This window comes from Microvirgula curvata (assembly GCF_054781615.1).
This window is the reverse complement of sequence record NZ_BAAGUB010000010.1, coordinates 1-19,194: the sequence shown is the minus strand read 5'-3', so window position 1 is coordinate 19,194 and position 19,194 is coordinate 1. Positions and strand designations below refer to the sequence as shown.

Below are 19,194 nucleotides of genomic sequence, written 5' to 3'. Positions count from 1 at the left end.
CGGCCACCTTCACTTTCCAGGAGAACGACATGGACATCACTGTCAGCATTCCCGCGCTGCTGCGCCCGCTGACCCGCGATCGCGGACAGATCGTCGCTCACGGATACACCGTGGGTGAACTGATCGAGAATCTCGATGCCTGCTATCCGGGTATCGGGCCGGGGCTGATGGCCGGCGGCGCGGTGCACGGTTTCATCAATCTGTATGTCAACGACGACGATATCCGTTTCGCCGCCGGGCTGGCGACCCCGCTGCAGGCCGGCGACCACGTGACCATCCTGCCTGCTGTGGCCGGGGGCTGACGGGAATGGTCGCTCGTCTGCTGAACGGATGCACGCTGGCCCTGTGCACTCCGCCACCTGCACTGGCGGCCTTTGCCGGCCGGCTCGACTACCAGGCGCGACGTCTGGGGCTGCGCCGCGTCGACGATGGCGTCAGGCTGGCTGGCGGCCTCGGCTTTACGCTGCACACGCCGTTCACGGCACCGGTTTGCTGCGACTGGCTGAGTCAGGGCGGCGGGCATGGACATGCGGCCGGCGAGGCCCTGCTGCAGGCGGCGTCCGGGCTGATGTCGGTGCATGGCCGCGCTGGCGGCGCCCCGCGCCTGCTCGGTGTCGATTACGTGTCGACGCTGGCCAGCGTGCTGGCGCTGAACGGTGCGCTCGCCTGCGCCGTGGGCCAGTGGCGCGGCGGCCGTTTTCCCCGCTGCGACGGGTCGCTGCTCGGGGCTGCGCTGCTGGCGGTCGGCCAGTACCTGGCCGATGCCACGGCTCCGGATCAGGACGGGCTGGCCCCGGCCGTACCGGGCGAGGCGGCGGCCCATCCGCCGTTCGTGTCCGCCGACGGCATGCGTTTCGAACTGGAGGCGCTGGAGGCCGGCCCATGGCTGCGATTCTGGCGGTCGGCTGGCGTGGCCGCCGACGTGGCCGGGCAGGGCTGGCAGACATTCCAGTGGCGCTATGCCCGGGCCATGGCGCAGCAGCCGGCGCCGCTGCCGGCTGCTGCCGCGGCGCTGCCTTTCGCCAGCCTGTGCGAACTGGCGCGGGCGGCCGGCATCGCCCTCAGTCCGCTGCGCACGCTGGCCATGCGGGCCGGCGACGCCGCCGAGATCGAACTGAGGCGGCGGGGGCCATGGGCGTTCGCCTTCCCGCCGGCGGCGCCCCTGCCGCCGGATCCGGGCCGCGCCCCCGCCGCGCTGCCGCTGGAGGGGCTGGTGGTGCTGGAGTCGTGCCGGCGCATCCAGGGGCCGCTGGCCGGTCATCTGCTGGCGATGCTCGGTGCGCGGGTCATCCGCATCGAACCGCCCGGTGGCGATGCGCTGCGCGGCATGCCGCCGCTGGCCGGCGGCTGCTCGGCGCGCTTCGATGCGCTGAACCGGCTTAAAACCGTGATCGAGATTGACCTGAAGTCGGAAGCGGGGCGCCGCGAGCTGAAGGCACGGGTTGCCGGGGCCGATGTGTTCCTGCACAACTGGGCGCCGGGCAAGGCCGCAGCGTTCGGGCTGGATCGCGACGACCTGCTCGCGCTGAAACCGACGCTGGTATATGCCCGGGCGGCGGGCTGGGATGACGATGCCAACCCCGGATTGCCGGGTACCGATTTCATGGCCCAGGCGCATACCGGCGTGGCTGACGCGATCGCCTCGGCGTCGGGGACGCGCGGCGGCACGCTGTTTGCCGCACTGGACGTGCTGGGCGGTGCCGTGGCGGCCCAGGGCATTACGGCGGCGCTGTTCGCCCGGCGAGCCCGTCACAGCGGGGCGCTGGTACGGACCTCGCTGGCCGGTGCTGCCAGCCTGCTGTGTGCCAGCCCGGCCGATCCCGGTTGCAGCGGCGCCTTTCCCACCGCCGACGGCATGCTGGCGCTGGACTGCCGCGATGAGGGGGCGCTGGCGCGGCTGGCCGATCTGCTGGGCGGCACGCCGGCTGATGGCCTGGCCGTACTTGCCTGCCGTTTGCGGGAGAAGGGCGCCAGCGACTGGCTGCCGCTGCTGGCCGGCGCCGGCATCCCGGCCGCCCGCGTGGTCGAGGACCTTGCCCGGCTGCCCCGGCACCCGCACGCCGGGCCGTTGCTGGGCGATGGCGTGTATGCGCAGGTCAACTCGCCGTGGCACTTCCCCGCATGAACAGCGCCGGCCTGATCGACCTGGTCCCCGCCAGTCTGCGCCAGCAGTGGAAGGACGAGGGCATTTATCCGGACCGTCCGGTGTACCGGCTGTTCGCCGATCAGGTGCAGCGCCGGCCGACGGCGCCGGCGGTGCTCATGCCGGGGAAGGTCGTCAGCTATGCACAGCTGGACCAGGCCGTGCGGCGGCTGGCGGGCAGCTTCCGGTGCATGGGACTCGTGGCCGGGGACGTGATTGCCTATCAGTTGCCCAACGGCTGGCAGGGCTGCGCGATCGATCTGGCGGCCGCCGCGCTCGGGGCCGTGGTGGCGCCGTTGCCGCCCGGGCGCGGGAAACTGGACATCGCATCGCTGTTGCGGCGCAGCGCCGCGCGGGCATTCATCGTCGAGCCGCACGAGGCGCAGACCGACATGTGCCAGCTGGTCGAGGCATTGCGGCCGACCTTGCTGTCGCTGCGCTTTCCGATTGTCGACGGCCCGCCGCGTGCCGGCTGGCAGACACTGGACAGCCTGCTGTGCGGTCCGGCGCTGGCTGATGCTGCGCTGGCCGAGGTCGATGCCGATGCGCCGGTCCGGCTGCTGGTGTCATCCGGTACCGAGTCGGAGCCCAAGCTGGTCGCGTATTCGCACAATGCGCTGGTCGGGGGGCGCGGCCGCTTCCTGCAGCGCCTGCATCCGGACGGGCCGGGCTTCCGCGGGCTGTACCTGGTCCCGCTCGGCTCATCCTTCGGCTCGTCGGCCAGCTGCGGCGTGCTGTCGTGGCTGGGAGGCAGCATTGCCGTGTTGCCGCGCTTCGACACGGCCGCCGCCATCGACGCCATCGGTGAATTGCGGCCGACCCACCTGCTCGGCGTGCCGACCATGTTCCAGCGCATGGCGGCCGATCCGGCACTGGCCGCGGTCGATACCTCGTCGTTGCGGGCCATCGTCAGCGGCGGTGCGATGATCGATCCGGCGACCATCCGCCGCTGCACGGAGGCGTTCGGCTGCGGCTTCGTCAGCCTTTACGGCTCGGCCGATGGCGTCAACTGCCACAGCCTGCCGGACGACCCGCCGGACGTGGCGCAACACAGCGTTGGCAGACCGAACCCGTCTGTCTGCGACATCCGCATCGTCGATGAGGACGGCCGGCAGCAGGCGCCCGGGCAGCCTGGCGAGATCATGGCCCGCGGGCCGCTGAGTCCGATGCAGTACGTCAATGCGCCTGAACTGGATGCCCGCTATCGCAGCCGGGACGGCTGGGTCCGCACCGGCGACCTCGGCCATATCGACCCGCTGGGCTACCTGGTACTGTCCGGTCGCAAGAAAGACATCATTATCCGCGGTGGCACCAATATCAGCCCGGTGCAGATCGAGAGTCAGGCGACGGCACACCCCGACATCGTCGGCGCCGCCTGCATCCCGGTTCCGGATGCCGATCTCGGCCAGCGGCTCTGCCTTTGCGTGACGCTGAAGCCCGGGGCGTCACGACCGTCGCTGGAAGACGTCAACCGGCATTTCCGGCTGCACGGGCTGGCTGCCGACAGGCTGCCGGACTACCTGTGCTTCTGCCGCCAGCTGCCGCTGGGACCGGCGGGCAAGGTGGACAAGAAGCGGCTTGCCGCCGATATCCGCTTCCTCGGCACGGCCGGGAGCGCACCGGCATGAATGAACCCTTTTGCGGCAGCACGTACGCGGCACGGGTCCTGGCCGGGCGGGTCCGCCACTTTGTCGGCCACGATATCGTCCCGCACGAGCCGGTGCTGGCCGGCGGCGGTGCGCGGGCGGCGGCATTGCTGGCCGGACTGTCGGCGCGGGCCCGCCGCGCCGGGCTGTGGGGCATGTACTATCCGGCCGAGCTGGGGGGGCGGGTCGCGTCGCTGCGCGACTATCTGCTGGTGGCCGAGCAGGAGGGCGCCTCCGAGTACGGACCGGCGATATTCGGCAGCGATGTCGCGCTGGATGTACACATGCTGCACCGCCATGGCCATGCCGAACTGCGGCAGCGCGTCCTCGAACCGCTGGCGGCCGGCCGCGTCGTGTGCGCCTACGGAATGTCCGAGCCGGACAGTGCCGGCTCGGTACCGGCCACGCTCAGGACCTGCGCCCGGCGGGAGCAGGACCAGTGGCGTATCGACGGGCGCAAATGGTTCGTCTGCCGCGGCGGCAATGCCGACTTCGTCACGGTCGTGGCACGTACCCGCGACGGCGGGCCGGTCGGGCAGTCGCTGTCGCTGTTGCTGGTACCGGCGACCAGCGCCGGTTACCGCATCGAGCGCGAACAGCCGGTGTTCGGTCGCCTGCAGGGGCAATGCGAACTGGTGCTCGAAGCGGTACGGGTACCGGACGCGCATCTGCTCGGTCAGGCGCACAGTGGCCATGTGCTGATACGGGAGCGGCTGCTGCTCGGCCGCGTACTGCATGCCGGGCACTGGCTGGGGCTGGCCGAACGCTGTTACGGGCTGATGTGCCGGCGCATCGCCTCGGCCCGCGGCCGGCTGGTGCGGCTGGCCGACAAGCAGCTGACCCGGCTGAAGGTCTTTGAATGTTACAGCGCCATCGTCAGCGCCCGAGCCCTGCTGGTACTGGCGGCCGGCAGGCTGGACCGGGGGCTGGTGGCGGATATCGACGTCAATGTGGCCAAGGTGGCGGCGTCGCGCGCGGTGAGTCTGGTGTCGGATGCCGCCATCCAGATCTACGGCGCCGAAGGGGTCAGCGACCAGACGCCGCTGTCCGGCATTTACCGCACGGCACGCGCCACCCACATCATGGATGGCGCGGACGAAGCGCTGATCAGCGCTGTGGGCAAACGCCTGCTGGAGACGTTCGCCGACGACGGGCAGATGGATTTTTCCCGCACCGGTCCGGACCTCACCCCGCTGCCGGCCGGTGGCTGATGCGCTGCCGGCCCGCTTTTTCCCTCCCTCCGTCTTTCCGGTCACGACGGGTGGGGCCCGCCGGATACGGCATGGCCATGGCTGGCCGTGTCCGGCGTTTTTCTGATCGCCTGGAATTTTGCCCATGACACGCTTCCTGCCGGACCCCCCTGCCAGCAGCGACGTGATGCTGCCATCACTGCTGATACTGGGCATGGCATTGCCGATGCTGCTGCTGTATGCCGTCGCCGCACTGGGCCCGCTGCTGGTCCATGATCTCGCCATTGCGCCGGCCACACTCGGCTATCTGACCCTGAACGCTTTTGCCGTGGCGGCGGTCCTGTCCCTGCGGGCCGGTGTCCTGCTTGACCGGCTGGGGCCGCGCTCGACCCTGTGCCTGCTGTTTGCCTCGGTGGCGCTGATGTTTGCGCTGATGGCGGTGCTGCCCGGCTTCTGCAGCCTGCTGCCGGTGGCAGCCCTGGCCGGGCTGGCCCAGGCGCTGGCCAATCCGGTGACCAACCAGTTGATTGCGCAGCGGGTCCGGCTGTCGCAGCAGGCTTTCATGGTCGGGCTGAAACAGTCCGGTGTGCAGCTGGCGGCGCTGTTTGCCGGGCTGGTCCTGCCGGGATGCGCGCGGCTGGTCGGCTGGCGTGGCGCCTTTCTGCTGATGGCGGCCCTGGCCGCATGGCTGGTGTGCTGCGCCTGGCGACTGCCGGCCCTGCCACTCGCCATCGCCCGTCCCCTGCCGCCTGCGGCCATGAACCGTCCGCTGGTACTGCTGATGGCCATCCAGTGCTGCGTCGGCATGGTGTTGTCGTCCTTTGTCCTGTTTCTGCCGCTGCACGCCGTCGGGCTGGGACTGTCGGCGACCAGTGCCGGTGGCATGGTGGCGCTGTTCGGCGCCATGGGCATGCTGTCGCGGCTGGTGCTGACGCCGCTGGGGGCCCGCCTGGCAGAGGAGGCGCTGTTGCTGGCCGGACTGCTGCTGGTCTCGGCACTGTCGATTGCGCTGTCCCTGCGGGCCGATGCCGGCAGCCCCGGCCTGCTCTGGCTGGCCGTGGCCGGAGTCGGGCTGAGCGCGGTGGCCACCAATGCGCTGGCCATGGGCATGCTGGTACGGGATTCGCGCTTTGGTGCGCTGGCCCATGCTTCCGGCCGGGTATCGGCCGCGTTCTTCACCGGCATGGCGCTGGGGCCGGTCTGCAGCGGGCTGCTGATCCGCCACCGTGGCGATCCGGGCCAGGCCGGCTGGGGGCTGCTGCTGGTTTTGCTGCTGGCGACCGGGCTGTCGCTGTGGCTGGTCCGGGCGAGAGGGCGGCCGGCGCTAGCGCCGGGCGTCGATGACGCCGATCCGGATCAATCGTGAGCGGATCGCATTGCGGCTGATTCCGAGCAGACGGGCCGTGTGAACCTGATTGCGCCGGCAGTGCTCGTAGGCGGTACGGAGCACGGTGTCCTCGATGCGGTCGAACAGGTCCGGCGGCGGGCGCTCGAACAGCGTCAGCAACACCTGGCGCAAGGTGTCCTCTGCTGGCTGCGGCGCGCTGTCGGCCGGGCCGGTGGCGGCATCCGGCAGCGACAGTGACGACAGCTGCAGGTCTTCCGCACGGATCTGGTGGCTTTCGCTGACCAGCAGTGCGTGGTGAATGGCGTTTTCCAGTTCGCGGATATTGCCCGGCCACGGGTGGCGCAGCAGCTTGCGTTCGGCGTCCGGATGCAGGGGCACATTGCCCTGGCCCAGGCGCTGCCGGTAAACCGCGAGAAAGTGCTGTGCCAGCGGCAGGATGTCGCCGGGCCGGTCGCGCAGTGCCGGCAGTCCGAGCACGACCACGCCCAGCCGGTAGAACAGATCCTCACGGAACTTGCCGGCGGCGACGGCCTCTTCAAGCCGGACATGGGTGGCCGCGATGATGCGAACGTCGATCGGCACCGGTTTGCGCGATCCGAGCCTGACCACCTCGCGCTCCTGCAGTACCCGCAGCAGCTTGACCTGCAGCTTCAGCGGCAGGTCCCCGATCTCGTCCAGGAACAGCGTGCCGCCGGCAGCAGCCTCGAACCAGCCCGGCCGGGCGGAGAAAGCACCGGTAAAGGCGCCCTTTTCGTGGCCGAACAGCTCACTTTCCACCAGCGACTCGGCGAAGGCGCCGCAATTGACGGCAATGAACGGCCCGTGCCGGCGCCGGCTCAGTGCATGGACATGGCGGGCAATCAGCTCCTTGCCGGTACCGGTTTCACCGGTGAGCAGCACATTGGCTTCGCTCGGGGCGATCTGGCGCAGACGCGACAGCAGGGCGACCGATTTCGGGTCTTCGAACACCTGCGCGGTGGCGCGGATCGAGGTCGCCCGTACCGGCGAGTCGGGCAGGGTGATCAGGGTGTCGGTCTGCGCCGGCCGGGTGTCGCTGTCTGATCGTACGCGGTCAAAGTTCACTGCAGGCTCTCTGGAGATCATGGCGACACCACAGCATAAGGGATGGGGCGCGAGTGCTTTAGCAGGATTCCTTGATAGCAAATCAGCATGGCATGCCTTGCGTCCGCGCGGTCCGCGACGATTTGCCGCGGCTTGTCATGGCCGGCTGCGGCAATGGGTCACACGGCTGCGCCATGACCATCGACTACCATTCTTCGCCTTTGATGCGAGCGGATTTTCCGGTTGCACGGGGATCGGTCATGCCGCCGCCACCCGTGCCATCCGTCGATCCGGACACAAGGACAGGCTCGATGCGCAAACTGCTGTATGTGACCCCGCTGCTGGCGGTTTTTCATGGTGTGACGGTGCAGGCCCGGGGCCCGGCCGACGCCGGGGAGCCGGCCGACGGCCGCGAGGTGCCGGAACTGCTGGTAACGGCCGAGGCCATGCCCGGCTACAAGGCCGATGCAGCCACCGTGGCCGGCAAGGTGCCGCTTGCTCCGCGCGAGGTGCCGAACTCGCTGTCGGTGCTGACCCGGCAGCAGATGGACGATCAGGAACTGGTGACCATGTCGGATGCGCTGCGCCAGATTACCGGCGTGACGGTGATTGCCAACGACACCACCAATGACCAGGTGATGGCACGCGGCTACAGCCTGGGCGCGATGTATGACGGTGTGCCGTCCTATGCCGGGCTGACCGCCGTGCAGCAGTTCGATCTGGCCATGTACGAGCGGGTCGAGGTGCTGCGCGGACCAGCCGGTGTACTGCAGGGCAGTGGTGAGCCGGGCGGGGTGGTCAATATGGTCCGCAAGCGGCCGGGCGCGGCATTCGCCCTGAGCGGCACGCTGGCGGCCGGTTCGTGGAACAACTATCGCAGCGAGGTCGATGTGACCGGCCCGCTGAATGCCGACCGCAGCCTGCGCGGCCGGCTGGTGGTGTCGGGGCAGGATCGCGAGTATTTCCAAGACCGCACCCACACCGGCAAATGGCTGGTGTTCGGCACGCTGGAATACGATCTGCAGCCGGCCACCACGCTGGCGCTGTCCGCCAGCATCCAGAACGACAACACCACGGCACCGTCGTCGGGCCTGCCGCTGTATACCGATGCCCGGCTGATCAATACCGACCGCTCGACCAATGTCTATCCGGACTGGGTCAACTACCATATCCGGACCGAAGAAGTGTCGGCCAGCATCGAACACCGCTTCGACAATCGCTGGGTGGCCCGGGCTGCGCTGAATCACCGCAGCCAGCACAGCGATTCCAAAGATGCGTGGCCGGGCAGCGGTGTTGATCCGCTTACCGGCACTTTCAGCCGCTTCAATCGCAGTCAGAGCGAATCCGACTATGACCGCGACGGGCTGGATCTGTACCTGAACGGACCGTTTGCGCTGCTGGGACGCAGTCACAACCTGATGCTGGGCTTCAATGTCGACCGGCGGAAATCGGCCAGCAAGAGCGGCTCGGCACCGGCCGTGCCCAATGTGCTGTTCGGCCAGCCGGACAGCGTGCCCGAAGCGTCGATCCGCTATACCAGCGGCAGCGAGACGGTGACCAGCCAGCACGGGCCCTACGGCCAGTTGCGTGCCAGTCTGGCCGATCCGCTGACCCTGGTGCTCGGCGGCCGCACTACCACCTTCCGGACCCGGAGCCGCAATGTGTCACCGTCGGTGCCTACCGACTGGAGCACCGGCAATGCCAGGGCCGACAATCATTTCACGCCGTATGGCGGGCTGCTGCTCGATGTCAGCCGCGATGTCACCCTGTATGGCAGCTATGCGGATATTTTCGTGCCGCAGACGCAGAAGAAGGCCGATGGCAGCGTGATCGACCCGCGCACCGGCCGCCAGTACGAGCTGGGGGCCAAGGGCGATTTTCTTGACGGCCGGCTCGGCGCCACGCTGGCACTGTTCACGCTGCGCGACCGCAATCGCGCCTATCGCGATCCGGACTACCCGGCCAGCAGCACGCCGTACTATCTGGCCAGCGGGGAAATCGAGAGCAGGGGGTGGGAGGCGGAGCTGACCGGCAGCCCGCTGCGCGGGCTGGACCTGACTGCCGGCTATACCCGGCTGATGACCCGCTATGTGAAGGACCGCAGTCTGGAAGGAAAGGCCTATTCGATCCAGACCCCGTCGCACCAGTTCAAGCTGTGGGCGGACTACCGCTTCAGCGAGGACAGCCTGCCCGGCTTCAGCCTCGGTGGCGGCGTGCAGGCGAACAGCGGCAGCGAGAGCTCGCGCGGCAATCGCGCGGTGCAGGGGCAGGGTGGCTATGCAGTATTCAACGCCCGGGCCGCCTTCCGGCTGGACCGCCATTTCACCGTCGGCGTGCTGGTCAACAATGTGTTCGACAGGAAGTACTACGCCTCGGTCGGCACCAGCACGGCGTACAACTTCTATGGTGAGCCGCGCAATGTGATGCTGACCCTGCGCGGCAGTTATTGACGCGCAAGCCATGACGGACAGGCAATGGGCCAGGCTCTCCCGGTCAATATGGCGAAACAGATGGCGCGCATTCTTTTAGGCACTTCTCCGAAACTCGATACCCCGTCACTGGCCCCTTCGTTCCGGCCGCCGGTCGGCCTGTCGCCTGCCGCGCTGGACTGTGCCGGGCAGATCATCCAGCACTACAAGTACTCCGCAAGCCTGCCGACGATGCTGGCCCGCGGCCGTTCGCTGGCCCTGCACCCGGGGTATGCCTTTGTCGAGGTCTATCCGGACAAACTCATCAGCAGATCGAGGGCATCCGGCAGTGGGGGCGCGAGCGGGCGGTGCCGGCTTCGGGACAGCCAATCGGCGCTTCGGCCAATCCGCAGGGACGGGTGCGGCGCGCGGTCCTGCTGTAGGACCGGCTACAGCGTCAGTTCATAGCTGCGGTCGGCGCCTGCATCCGGTGACGGATCGGCAATGCGCTGCCAGCCCAGCGACTGGTACAGCCGTATCGCCGCGTGCATGTCTGCACAGGTATCCAGTATCAGCCGGGACAGCCCGCGCTGCCGGGCTTCGTCGATGGCGCGCGACAGCAGGGCGCGGCCGATGCCATGGCCGCGACAGGCCGCGTCGGCATGAAAACCGGACAGCTTGCCGCAGCCGTGGCTGACCTCCTGGATCGCCAGGCAGGCGCAAACCTGCTGGCGCCACTCGGCGACCAGTTCGATGGCATTGGGGCTGTCTTCGCGCCCGAGAGCGCCGATGGCCTGGTCCAGCCCGTCGAATTCCGCCTCGATGGCAAACGCTTGCAGCGAATGTCGCACGATGTCCCGCGCCCGGGCATTGTCGGCGGGGAGGGCATGGCGAATCAGCATCATCATCATTCCAGCAGAGGAGAGGCTCCAGTGTGCCGCAAATGGTCGCCGCCGGAGGAGGATTACTTGCGTGCCGGATTGATGTTGGGGTTCCGCGGGATGCTGGGCGCCCGGTGGGGAGCCGGCTGCGTCTTGCCCGGTGCCGGAGGGCCGGATTCCGGTCCGGCGGGTGATGGCTGCGCCGGCGTGTCGGGGGTGGCAAGGGGCGGCTGCGTGACGGGATTGTCCATGGTGTGTCCTTTTTTCGGGGGGTACGGGGCCTGTCATCCTGGGCAGGATCAGGCCCGCCGAAAATACGCCGGACACGGAACCGCTGTCTGTGCGTCATCGCACAGACAGCGGGTGCCAGCAAGTGCAGATTGAAGTGAGTCGCATTGCAAATATTCATTTGCAGGCACTCTGACTTCTGAAGGATCTGATCATGTCAAACCGCTATATGCGCAGTTTGCTGCTTGTGGCACTGGCCACGGGCTTTGTCACCGTTGCCGGTTGTGCATCGACACCACACAAGGAAAGCACCGGTGAATACTTTGATGATTCGGCCATCACGACAAAAGTCAAAGCCGCCATCTTCAATGACCCCGGCCTGAGCGCTGCCGAAATCAATGTCGAAACCTTCAAGGGCAAGGTCCAGCTGAGCGGCTTTGTCAATTCGCAGGAAAAAATCGATCGCGCCGTGAGCGTGGCCCGCAGCGTGAATGGCGTGCAATCGGTACACAACAAGATCAGCCTGAAGCAGGCGCCGTAAGTCTGTTTGCGGCAGCCGGTCCGGCATGAGGGCAGGGCGGTGACATGGCGCGTGGCGCATCGGCATGCACCGCAGCACGGGATGGGGCAAGGCATTGTTTTTGTGCGGAATTGGCAATTTGCAATTGCTTGCATATCCGGTTGTCCAAAACTATTGTCATAAACGGATTCCGTTATGGCGTTATTTTCATGCTGCCATCCCGCCTGCGTCTGGCCGCGGCACTGCTTGTCCCGGCTGCGGCGCTGCTGCTCAGTAGCGGCTACTGGTGGAGCCAGTCCCTGGCGCACCAGAAATTGCTGGACACCGCCCGTCAGGCGGCGGAACACCGGGCCATCCAGCTGGCCAGTGCCGTTGCCCAGCAGACCGATACGCTGCTGCAGATGGTCGATGTCACGCTGCAGACCCTGGGCAACGAGTACGTTGACGAGGAGTTCTCCGGCTTTCTCCGCTCGGTGTCCTATGCCCGTGCCAGTTTTCCGGCCGTGGCCGAAATGCAGGTGTCGATCAACAATGCCCAGGGACAGATGGTGTATTCCTCGGTGGGACTGAATCACACCATCTCGGTGGCCGACCGGGAGTATTTCCGGTTTCATCAGCGCACGGCCCGGTCCGGCCTGTTTGTCGGCGAGCCGCTGCTGGCCCGCACGACCGGCACCTGGCTGATCCCGATCTCCCGCCCGATGTTCGACAAGCGCGGCTTTGCCGGGGTCATTACCATCGGCATCGCGCCCGCCTACCTGCTGCAGCGCTGGCACGAGCTGCAGTTGCTGCCGCGTGATGTGGTGTACGTGATCCGCCGGGACGGCAGTTATCTGGCCCGCTCCCTGTCCCTGTCTCAGGCCATGACCGAGCGCGAGCCCGATGAAGTGCCCCATCCGGGCCGCAGTGGAAGACGCCAGGGGCTGCTGGAAAGGGACAGCGATTTCGATGCCGTGCACCGGCTGATCGGCTGGCAGAAACTGGGGACGGGTGATATGGCCGCAGCGGTCGGGCTGGATCTCGACGCCGTCATGTCCCCGGTCGAGAGCTATATCACCCAATCCCGGCTGCGCAGTGTGGCGATCAATATCCTGCTGCTGCTGGTCTGCGTGCTGATCACCTGGCTGATCATGCGCCTGCAGCGCCATCGGGCCATGCTGCAGGCCATCTACGATGTGCTGCCGGTCGGTGTCGTGGTGACGGATCCGCAGGGGCATATTGTCGACTGCAACCAGATGTCCGAGCAGTTGCTTGGCCTGGAACGTAAGGTGCAGCTGTCCAGCGATCTCAGCAGGTTCGAGGGGCGGCTGTACCACGCTGACGGATCGCGCATGAGCGCTGCCGAGCTCCCCGGCATGCGCGCCCTGCTTGGCGGGGAACTGGTGCACCATGAAGAAGTCGGCTTCATCCATCCGGCGCAGAAGGCAATGTGCTGGCTGTCGATCAGCGCCATTCCCTGCTCCGACGCCGGTTATGGCGTGGTGATTGCCTTTATCGACATTACCCATTCGCGGAATCACCGTCAGGCGGTGGAGCATATTGCCTTCCATGATGCACTGACCGGCCTGCCGAACCGCCGCCTGCTGTCGGACCGCCTCAACCAGGCCCTGTCCAGGACCGCCCGGCAACCGGGCCGGCTGGTCGTCTGCTTTCTGGATCTGGACGGGTTCAAGCCGGTGAATGACAAGCATGGTCATGATGCGGGCGATGCGCTGCTGATGGAGATCGCGAAGCGGCTGCAAAAGGTGGTACGCACTGGCGATACCGTGGCCCGGCTGGGCGGCGACGAGTTTGTCGTGGTGCTGAACGGGCTGGGCAGCGCACAGGAAATGGACGATGTCCTGGAACGGATTGCCGCCGCCGTGGCGACCCCGGTCGAGCTGGGCGCCAGTCAGACGGCACAGGTCACGGCCAGTATTGGCGTGGCCATGCATCCCGAGGATGGCGACGATGCCGATACCCTGCTGCGCTATGCCGATCAGGCCATGTACCGGGCCAAGCAGTCCGGGCAGTGCATCTGCCATTTCCGGCGGGAGGGCAGGGAGAGTGTTGTCTGGTGAGGAGGGGCCGGCCGGAGTCTTGTCGGGTTGTTGGCAAGCCTTTGCCCAAGGTGATTGCCCTCCTTCGGGAAGCGGCTGGTCTCACTGAAAACGATCTTCCCTCTGCGCTTGACCCTCTCTTGAGCGAGGTAGGATAATTCCCGGTTTGATTTCAAATGCTTAGTTATCGTTGCCATGACACTGTTTTCAGTGCAGCAAAAGCATTCCTGGGTGCGGCAGCGGCGGTCATGCGCTCCCGGCGCTGCACCGAAGCGACGAAAACCGGCAAAAACAGGTAGAAATGGACAGCAACAAGACCGCCGCAGACAACGACAAAACCCAGTCATGGCAAGGATTTGCCGGCCAGCTCCCGCCCCGCCGCGTTGCCGTGGCGCCGATGCTGGATTGGATGGATTTTTTAAATTTCATTTAAAAATCAATTGATTAATGATTGCGCTTTATTTTTCTGCATTCATGTCACGCAACAGCGCTCATTTTTTGGTTTTATTATCTTAATGACATAATGTTTGTGATATAGCTATGGTCCGGGCATTTGGCGAAATGCTGAGTTGCTGCTCCACGCCATTGGACAGACTGACGTAGCGAACGGACACACTTTCATGAATGACATGAACCCTGATAGAAAAGGGTTGGCATACCGCATTGGGAAGGCAATCCGATGGGCGTTAGATCACCATCCCATCGCGTTTCTTTTAGCCGTCTTAGTGCTTGGCATCTGTATAGGTCGGTCAACCACGATCTTTGGTTACTCCAGTGCCGAAGCATGTGCCATCGACGCAAAGACAAGGTGGGGAGCAGGGGCATGCTACGACCTGTACCCGAGCGTCAACGACCAGAAATAATTCAAATACAAAAAAGCCCCCTACCGCATGGTCACAACCGTGCAGTAGGGGGCTTTTTTATTGCTGCTTGTAGGCTTTATGCAACCCAGCACGCTCTGCAGTACAAATCGCATACAGCCGCACCAGCACCAGATAGCGTTCGACCAGGTCGTCAGGGCTATCGCTGGTCAGCGGCTCGATCTGTGGCGCTGGCGCCGCCAGATTGGCCGGCAGCGATGGCCGCGTTGGCATCGTCGACGGCGGACTGGATGCGGCGCAGGCGCTCAGCATCAAGGCGGCAGTCAGCAGGCAGAGGATTCTGGGTGACATAGGTTCGGTACTCAGTGCTGTGCCGGATGGCGTTGGTGTTGATCTGGTCGACGCGTTGCTGGATGTCGCCGGCGATGGTGTTCAGGCGGTTGGACTCGGTGCGGAAGTCGGTCAGCGCCTGGCGGGCCTCCGCCAGCGCCTTGCTCTGGACGACGCACTCGGCCTGCTGGTCGCGGGTGTGCCAGCCATGCCACCAGATGCCGGCCAGCAGCGCGAGAACTGCCAGTGCACCGGCGGCGTAGCGATAGAGCGCAGCGGTCATACGATCACCGTCTGCGCACGCTGAAACAGCGCTAGCCGGTCGGCCTGGCCGTTCAGCCCACCATTGATGCGGCGGGTGATGGTGGCGAAGTCCCCGCGATCGGCGAGTGCGTTCAGCCCCTTCTGGCTCCAGAACAGCGCCGCCGACAGGCAGGCCAGCTCCGGCTGCTCCAGCAGCTCCGGTTGGCGCAATAGGCGGTCATCGCTGAACAGCGCCTGCGACGTCGTGCCGTAGTTGGCACGGCCGGTCACCTGGATCAGGCCGCGCCCCATGAACCGGCGACCGTCACCGGCAACAGTGTTGCCGAGGTCGCGCCGGCCCTCGTAGCCCGACTGGGCGGCGGTCGGCCCCCATAGTTCACGGGTGTAGCGCAGCTGGCCGGACTCGTGCCCGATCTGCGCCAGGAATGCACGCTGGCGTGCCGGCGTGGTGATGGCGTACTGCGCCATGGCGGCGTTCAGGTGCGGCAGGAACGTCGCGGCCCGGGCGCCGGCTTTCGGATAAACCCGCTTGAGCTGGTCGAGTGAGATGTGTGACATTGGTATCTCCGAAAATGACGAAGCCCCGACTGGACGGGGCTTCTGAATGGAATGATTTGATTACTGTTCGCTGTCGCCGGCGTCGCGCTGGCCACCCAATCTGACGAACAGCAGGCGCTTGATCCAGCCGACATCTTTCAGCACAGCCATCGCAGCGTCGGCGATCGGGATCAGCAGCACGCCGCACAGCATGCCAGCGAATCCCACGCCGCCCGGGCCGAGCGCCCAGATCTCGGACGTGGCCACGCCGCCGAAATACGAACCACCGGCCGACACTGCCAGCAGCACGCTTTTCTCCGGCCAGGCGCGGCCGCGCAGGTTCAGCAGCAGGAACAGCGAGCCGACGAAGGCGCCGCCGGCAGCGGTCAGGTGAACGGGTGGCACGGCGCCAGTGGCTGCCTTGCCGGCGACGGCTGCGACGGCCTGGGCGGACAGGCCGGCCAGGGCGGCGGATACCGCGGCGACTATCAGACTGCGGAACGCAATCAGGGCGCCGAATCCGACGACGACAGCGATCAGGAATTGCCACGCACGGCGGCGGATATGGGTCATACGGTTCCCTCGGACGAAAAAAACCCCGCACACGGCGGGGATGGATTCAGGACAACAGTCAGGTCGCCGGGTGCGGATCGCCACCGAACGCAGCCGGGCCGAATGCCCGTACCGCGGCTGCATACAGCGCGGCACACCAGGCCGGCATGCCGGCTGCGCGCAACATGTCGTGGAACAGCGCCACGGTCGCGGCCCGGGTCACCGGCACATCGGCGGCGAACTGGCACAGTGCGTCATGCACCAGGCTCGGATAGAAGGTCGGCGGCCGGCCGTCGATGCCGGGCGGACCGTCCGGGGTACCGATCCACAGCCCGCCTGGCAAGCGCCTGGCGGGGCTGCAGCCGTCCCAGGCGTAACCGGCCGGAATGGTCAGCGCGCCGTCGCCAATCCGCAGCCACTCGTTGCAAAAGCAAATCCCCGCGAGGTGCGGGGATTTGAGGGTGTAGGCCGTATCGAGCCGATAGCGCCAGGTCACCACGCCACCTCCTGCACCTGGTCCAGCGTCCCGGCAGCCGCAATGCGGTCTTCGGCGGCCTGGCGGCGGCCGATCAGCACTCCGGATGCCAGCGCATAGGCACCGGCCTTGGCCTGCACCCGCTCGGCCAGCACGGCCACGGTCAGCCCGCGTGCGCCGGCAATCGCCGACAGCAGCGGCGTGTCGGCCTCGGCATCGTGCGCCAGCGCCTCGGCCTCACGTACCTGCTGCGCCCAACTGGTGACCTCGCCGTCCGGGTAGCTGGCGGCCAGCGCGGCCAGTGCTGCGCTGCATGCGGCATTGATGCGTGCCAGTGCCGCCTGTCGAGCCGCATCGAGCAGCGCGTCGTCATCCGGCGCCAACGCGAGCTGACCGAGGTACTCGGTATCGGCCATCGCGCAGGCCGGAATTTCCGGCGGCCGGCCGGCCGGGGTCACGGCGACAAAATAGCCGTCGGCACGGTAGTCGGTCGGCACCGTCCAGACATCGACGGTGGCCGGGGTGGCGAGACGCGGCAGGGGCAGCAGGGTCTCGCCGAGGATCAGGGTATGGTTTTCGATTTTCATGGGTCAGACCTTTGCGAGACGAGTGCCGGCGAGCCCGGTTACCGTCGATTCGGAGTCGATGATGCTGAGATGGAACAGGCCATCACCCGCACCGCCGCGGGCATGGCCACCGTGATAGGCGATGCAGCCGTGATTTTGGTAGAAGAGGTCTCCAGAGCTGCCGTTGGCAGCCAGCTCGTCTCCGGTAGCCGGTAAAAAACAGATCGACAGGTCATGGAGGGCACCACTGTCGATTGAGAATGTGGCTGGATAGGTTCCACTGCGTGGTGTGGTCTGGCCGGTGGTGATCCAGGTCTTGTTACCGCTCTTGTCCCATACCGTGTATCTGGAGTTCGCGTCGGTCCGGAGGCCGTCAACTATCTGGTAGATGTTGCCCCACAGGCCGACGATGCCGCGCCAGGTGGCTTGTGCCACGAGAGAATGATTGACTGGCAGCACGGCCATTTCGTCGACACAACCTTGACCGATCAGGGATTGGCTGTCAGCTCCCCCCATTTCGATCAGAGCCAGCAACTGGATCGCCGCAAGCTGGTAGATATTCCACAGACCAAATCCGGTTACACCTCCTGTGTTACGTGCTACGGCCATGGCCTTCAGGGTCAGGAAGGCGATGGCCACCGCCGGCGCCAGTCGGGAGTCAGAGCCGAGCTTGGCACCGCCGTCGCTGGTGCCCTGATATTTGCCGACCCAGAACTGCGCGACCGGCGCCCCATCGACCATGAACGCCGGGTGCAGCGCGTAGCCGGGCAGCGGCTGGTCCGAGATCGACCAGAATCGACGCCCCGCATATGGCCCTGCGGCCAGCGTGCCGGTCTTCACATAGAACGCCGGGATGCGGACCATCGCCTGCCCGTCGATCGTCACGCTGCTGATGGCGCCATAGATCGGGTGCGTGTTGAAAAACGACGCATCCGTGACCCGGTCATTGCCGTTCTCGTCGATGCGCCGCCAGGTCCCGGCTCCGCCGCCGGTCTGGGCCAGCACGATGCCGATCACGTTCGCAAACTGGGTTTTGGTGGTGACCCGAATTTCATTTGACCAGTCCGACCAGCCCTTGGCTGCCCCTTGGTGGCGCACGCGCAGGAAATAGCTGTTCTGGCCGGGCTGCAGTTTGCCGGCCGGCACCACGACCGACGTTTTGTTGACGGTATCGGTTCCGCTGTCCCAGACCGGCGCCGCATAGCTGCCGGCCGTGCTGCGGATCTGCCACTGGCTGGCCGTATGGGTGTCGGTCGCGCCCGACACGGCGAACGGGCTCGATGCCAGCGTCGGCTGTTCGGGGATGTCGACCGCGTTCATGGCCGGGCCGGTCAGCGTCGGCGTGGCGACGTAGACGAACGACGCAGCGGTGGTGAACGCGCTGGCGGCCGACCAATCCGACCACAGGCCGGCCACGTCACGTACACGGGCGCGCACCTGATAGGTTTTACCGACTGCCAGCACGCCGGCCGGCAGCGGGTAGGACAGCCCGGCCGGCAGTTCGCCGGAGTCGTGCAGCACCGCCGCAAAATCCGCCGTCGCCGACACCTGGAACTGCACCGCCGCCTGGGCATTTCCGGCCGGGCTGCTGTAGCCGGCCAGCGCCAGCGTCGGCCGCTCCATAATGCCGGTGGCCGCGGCGGCCGGCGCGCTGATCACCGGGGTAGCGGGACGCTGGGACGGGTTGATGAACCCACCGAGGCCGGTCGGCGCACCGAGTGCGACCAGATGCTGAATCGTCATCGGCTCGCCGCTGATGTCGAGGCGCAGTGCGCCGTCGCCACGCATCGGCAGCATGTATTCGTAGTCGGCAAATCCGGCCGGCACGCCATCGCCCTGGCGACGCACCGACCAGCCGCACTCGCGCCAGGTCGTCTGGTAGGCATCGCGGTAGTAGAGCCGCGCCTCGCCGGCATTCAGCGTGCGGCGCAGCACGACGGCACCGCCGTCGAGGTCGGTGCCGATATTGACTGGGCGGCTCAGGTAGAGGTCGCCAACGGCGGCCACCGCGTTTGCGGCACCGCGCACGTCGAGGCTCGACCGCGACAGGGTCGCGCCGGCCGCCCAGTCTCGGCTGAGGTTGGCACTCAGGCGCAGGCGGGTCGCCGACAGGATGGCCGACACCAGGACCAGAGCTGCAGTGCCGCCAGCATCAGCCAGCACATAGTAATCACCGACGCGCAG

At 66.6% G+C, this 19,194-nt stretch carries 17 protein-coding genes; 9 read left to right on the top strand and 8 right to left on the bottom strand.

The features are described 5' to 3' along the window. The first annotated feature begins 29 nt into the window (after positions 1-29). From ACYVG8_RS04720 to ACYVG8_RS04700, 5 genes are all read left to right on the top strand, one after another. The gene (locus ACYVG8_RS04720; protein ID WP_028500618.1) at positions 30-302 is read left to right on the top strand and encodes a MoaD/ThiS family protein; all 273 of its coding nucleotides are present in this window, start codon (positions 30-32) and stop codon (positions 300-302) included. Positions 303-307: 5 nt separating this feature from the next. Further along, positions 308-2,125, top strand: coding sequence for a CoA transferase (locus ACYVG8_RS04715; RefSeq protein ID WP_460745092.1), 1,818 nt, complete (start codon positions 308-310; stop codon positions 2,123-2,125). Next, positions 2,107-3,771, top strand: coding sequence for a class I adenylate-forming enzyme family protein (locus ACYVG8_RS04710; RefSeq protein ID WP_460745091.1), 1,665 nt, complete (start codon positions 2,107-2,109; stop codon positions 3,769-3,771). The genes ACYVG8_RS04715 and ACYVG8_RS04710 overlap by 19 nt, the downstream gene beginning before the upstream one ends. After that, positions 3,768-5,000, top strand: a complete 1,233-nt coding sequence (locus ACYVG8_RS04705; protein WP_051529093.1) for an acyl-CoA dehydrogenase family protein — start codon at positions 3,768-3,770, stop codon at positions 4,998-5,000. Before ACYVG8_RS04710 ends, ACYVG8_RS04705 begins: the two co-directional genes overlap by 4 nt. A gap of 124 nt (positions 5,001-5,124) precedes the next feature. Continuing rightward, entirely contained in the window at positions 5,125-6,345 is a 1,221-nt protein-coding gene (locus ACYVG8_RS04700) for an MFS transporter (protein ID WP_051529094.1), read from the top strand. Here the strand turns inward: ACYVG8_RS04700 and ACYVG8_RS04695 are convergent. Further along, a complete protein-coding gene (locus ACYVG8_RS04695; RefSeq protein ID WP_276325003.1) occupies positions 6,304-7,410 on the bottom strand; it encodes a sigma-54 interaction domain-containing protein in 1,107 nt (368 codons plus the stop codon). The genes ACYVG8_RS04700 and ACYVG8_RS04695 overlap by 42 nt on opposite strands. A gap of 290 nt (positions 7,411-7,700) precedes the next feature. On the opposite strand from ACYVG8_RS04695, the gene ACYVG8_RS04690 reads away from it, so the two are divergent. Further along, on the top strand, positions 7,701-9,839 hold the full coding sequence (locus ACYVG8_RS04690) for a TonB-dependent siderophore receptor (protein WP_460745090.1): 2,139 nt from the start codon (positions 7,701-7,703) through the stop codon (positions 9,837-9,839). Positions 9,840-10,246: 407 nt separating this feature from the next. Here ACYVG8_RS04690 and ACYVG8_RS04685 read toward each other — a convergent pair whose 3' ends face one another. Then, the gene (locus tag ACYVG8_RS04685; protein ID WP_159076015.1) at positions 10,247-10,702 is read right to left on the bottom strand and encodes a GNAT family N-acetyltransferase; all 456 of its coding nucleotides are present in this window, start codon (positions 10,700-10,702) and stop codon (positions 10,247-10,249) included. Positions 10,703-11,120: 418 nt separating this feature from the next. On the opposite strand from ACYVG8_RS04685, the gene ACYVG8_RS04680 reads away from it, so the two are divergent. The 3 genes from ACYVG8_RS04680 to ACYVG8_RS04670 all read left to right on the top strand — a co-directional run bounded on the left by ACYVG8_RS04680 (position 11,121) and on the right by ACYVG8_RS04670 (position 13,898). Further along, on the top strand, positions 11,121-11,447 hold the full coding sequence (locus ACYVG8_RS04680; RefSeq protein WP_233495223.1) for a BON domain-containing protein: 327 nt from the start codon (positions 11,121-11,123) through the stop codon (positions 11,445-11,447). Positions 11,448-11,635: 188 nt separating this feature from the next. After that, positions 11,636-13,486 carry a bifunctional diguanylate cyclase/phosphodiesterase gene (locus tag ACYVG8_RS04675; protein ID WP_460745089.1) on the top strand — a complete coding sequence of 617 codons (1,851 nt, stop codon included), beginning with the start codon at positions 11,636-11,638 and terminating at the stop codon, positions 13,484-13,486. Between the two features lie 280 nt (positions 13,487-13,766). Further along, positions 13,767-13,898 carry a hypothetical protein gene (locus tag ACYVG8_RS04670; protein ID WP_460745088.1) on the top strand — a complete coding sequence of 44 codons (132 nt, stop codon included), beginning with the start codon at positions 13,767-13,769 and terminating at the stop codon, positions 13,896-13,898. Between the two features lie 587 nt (positions 13,899-14,485). Here ACYVG8_RS04670 and ACYVG8_RS04665 read toward each other — a convergent pair. From ACYVG8_RS04665 to ACYVG8_RS04640, 6 genes are all read right to left on the bottom strand, one after another. Next, positions 14,486-14,899, bottom strand: coding sequence for a hypothetical protein (locus ACYVG8_RS04665; RefSeq protein WP_460745087.1), 414 nt, complete (start codon positions 14,897-14,899; stop codon positions 14,486-14,488). After that, positions 14,896-15,438 (bottom strand): glycoside hydrolase family 19 protein, encoded by a 543-nt coding sequence (locus ACYVG8_RS04660; RefSeq protein ID WP_460745086.1) that lies wholly within the window; start codon positions 15,436-15,438, stop codon positions 14,896-14,898. Before ACYVG8_RS04660 ends, ACYVG8_RS04665 begins: the two co-directional genes overlap by 4 nt. Before the next feature lie 60 nt (positions 15,439-15,498). After that, positions 15,499-15,990 (bottom strand): hypothetical protein, encoded by a 492-nt coding sequence (locus ACYVG8_RS04655; RefSeq protein WP_460745085.1) that lies wholly within the window; start codon positions 15,988-15,990, stop codon positions 15,499-15,501. A gap of 58 nt (positions 15,991-16,048) precedes the next feature. Then, positions 16,049-16,465: a hypothetical protein gene (locus tag ACYVG8_RS04650; protein ID WP_460745084.1), complete on the bottom strand. Its 417-nt coding sequence runs from the start codon at positions 16,463-16,465 to the stop codon at positions 16,049-16,051. After that, positions 16,462-17,031, bottom strand: coding sequence for a hypothetical protein (locus tag ACYVG8_RS04645; protein ID WP_460745083.1), 570 nt, complete (start codon positions 17,029-17,031; stop codon positions 16,462-16,464). The genes ACYVG8_RS04650 and ACYVG8_RS04645 overlap by 4 nt, the downstream gene beginning before the upstream one ends. A 3-nt stretch (positions 17,032-17,034) precedes the next feature. Beyond that, a partial coding sequence (locus ACYVG8_RS04640; RefSeq protein ID WP_460745082.1) for a hypothetical protein occupies positions 17,035-19,194 on the bottom strand: 2,160 nt, incomplete at its 5' end.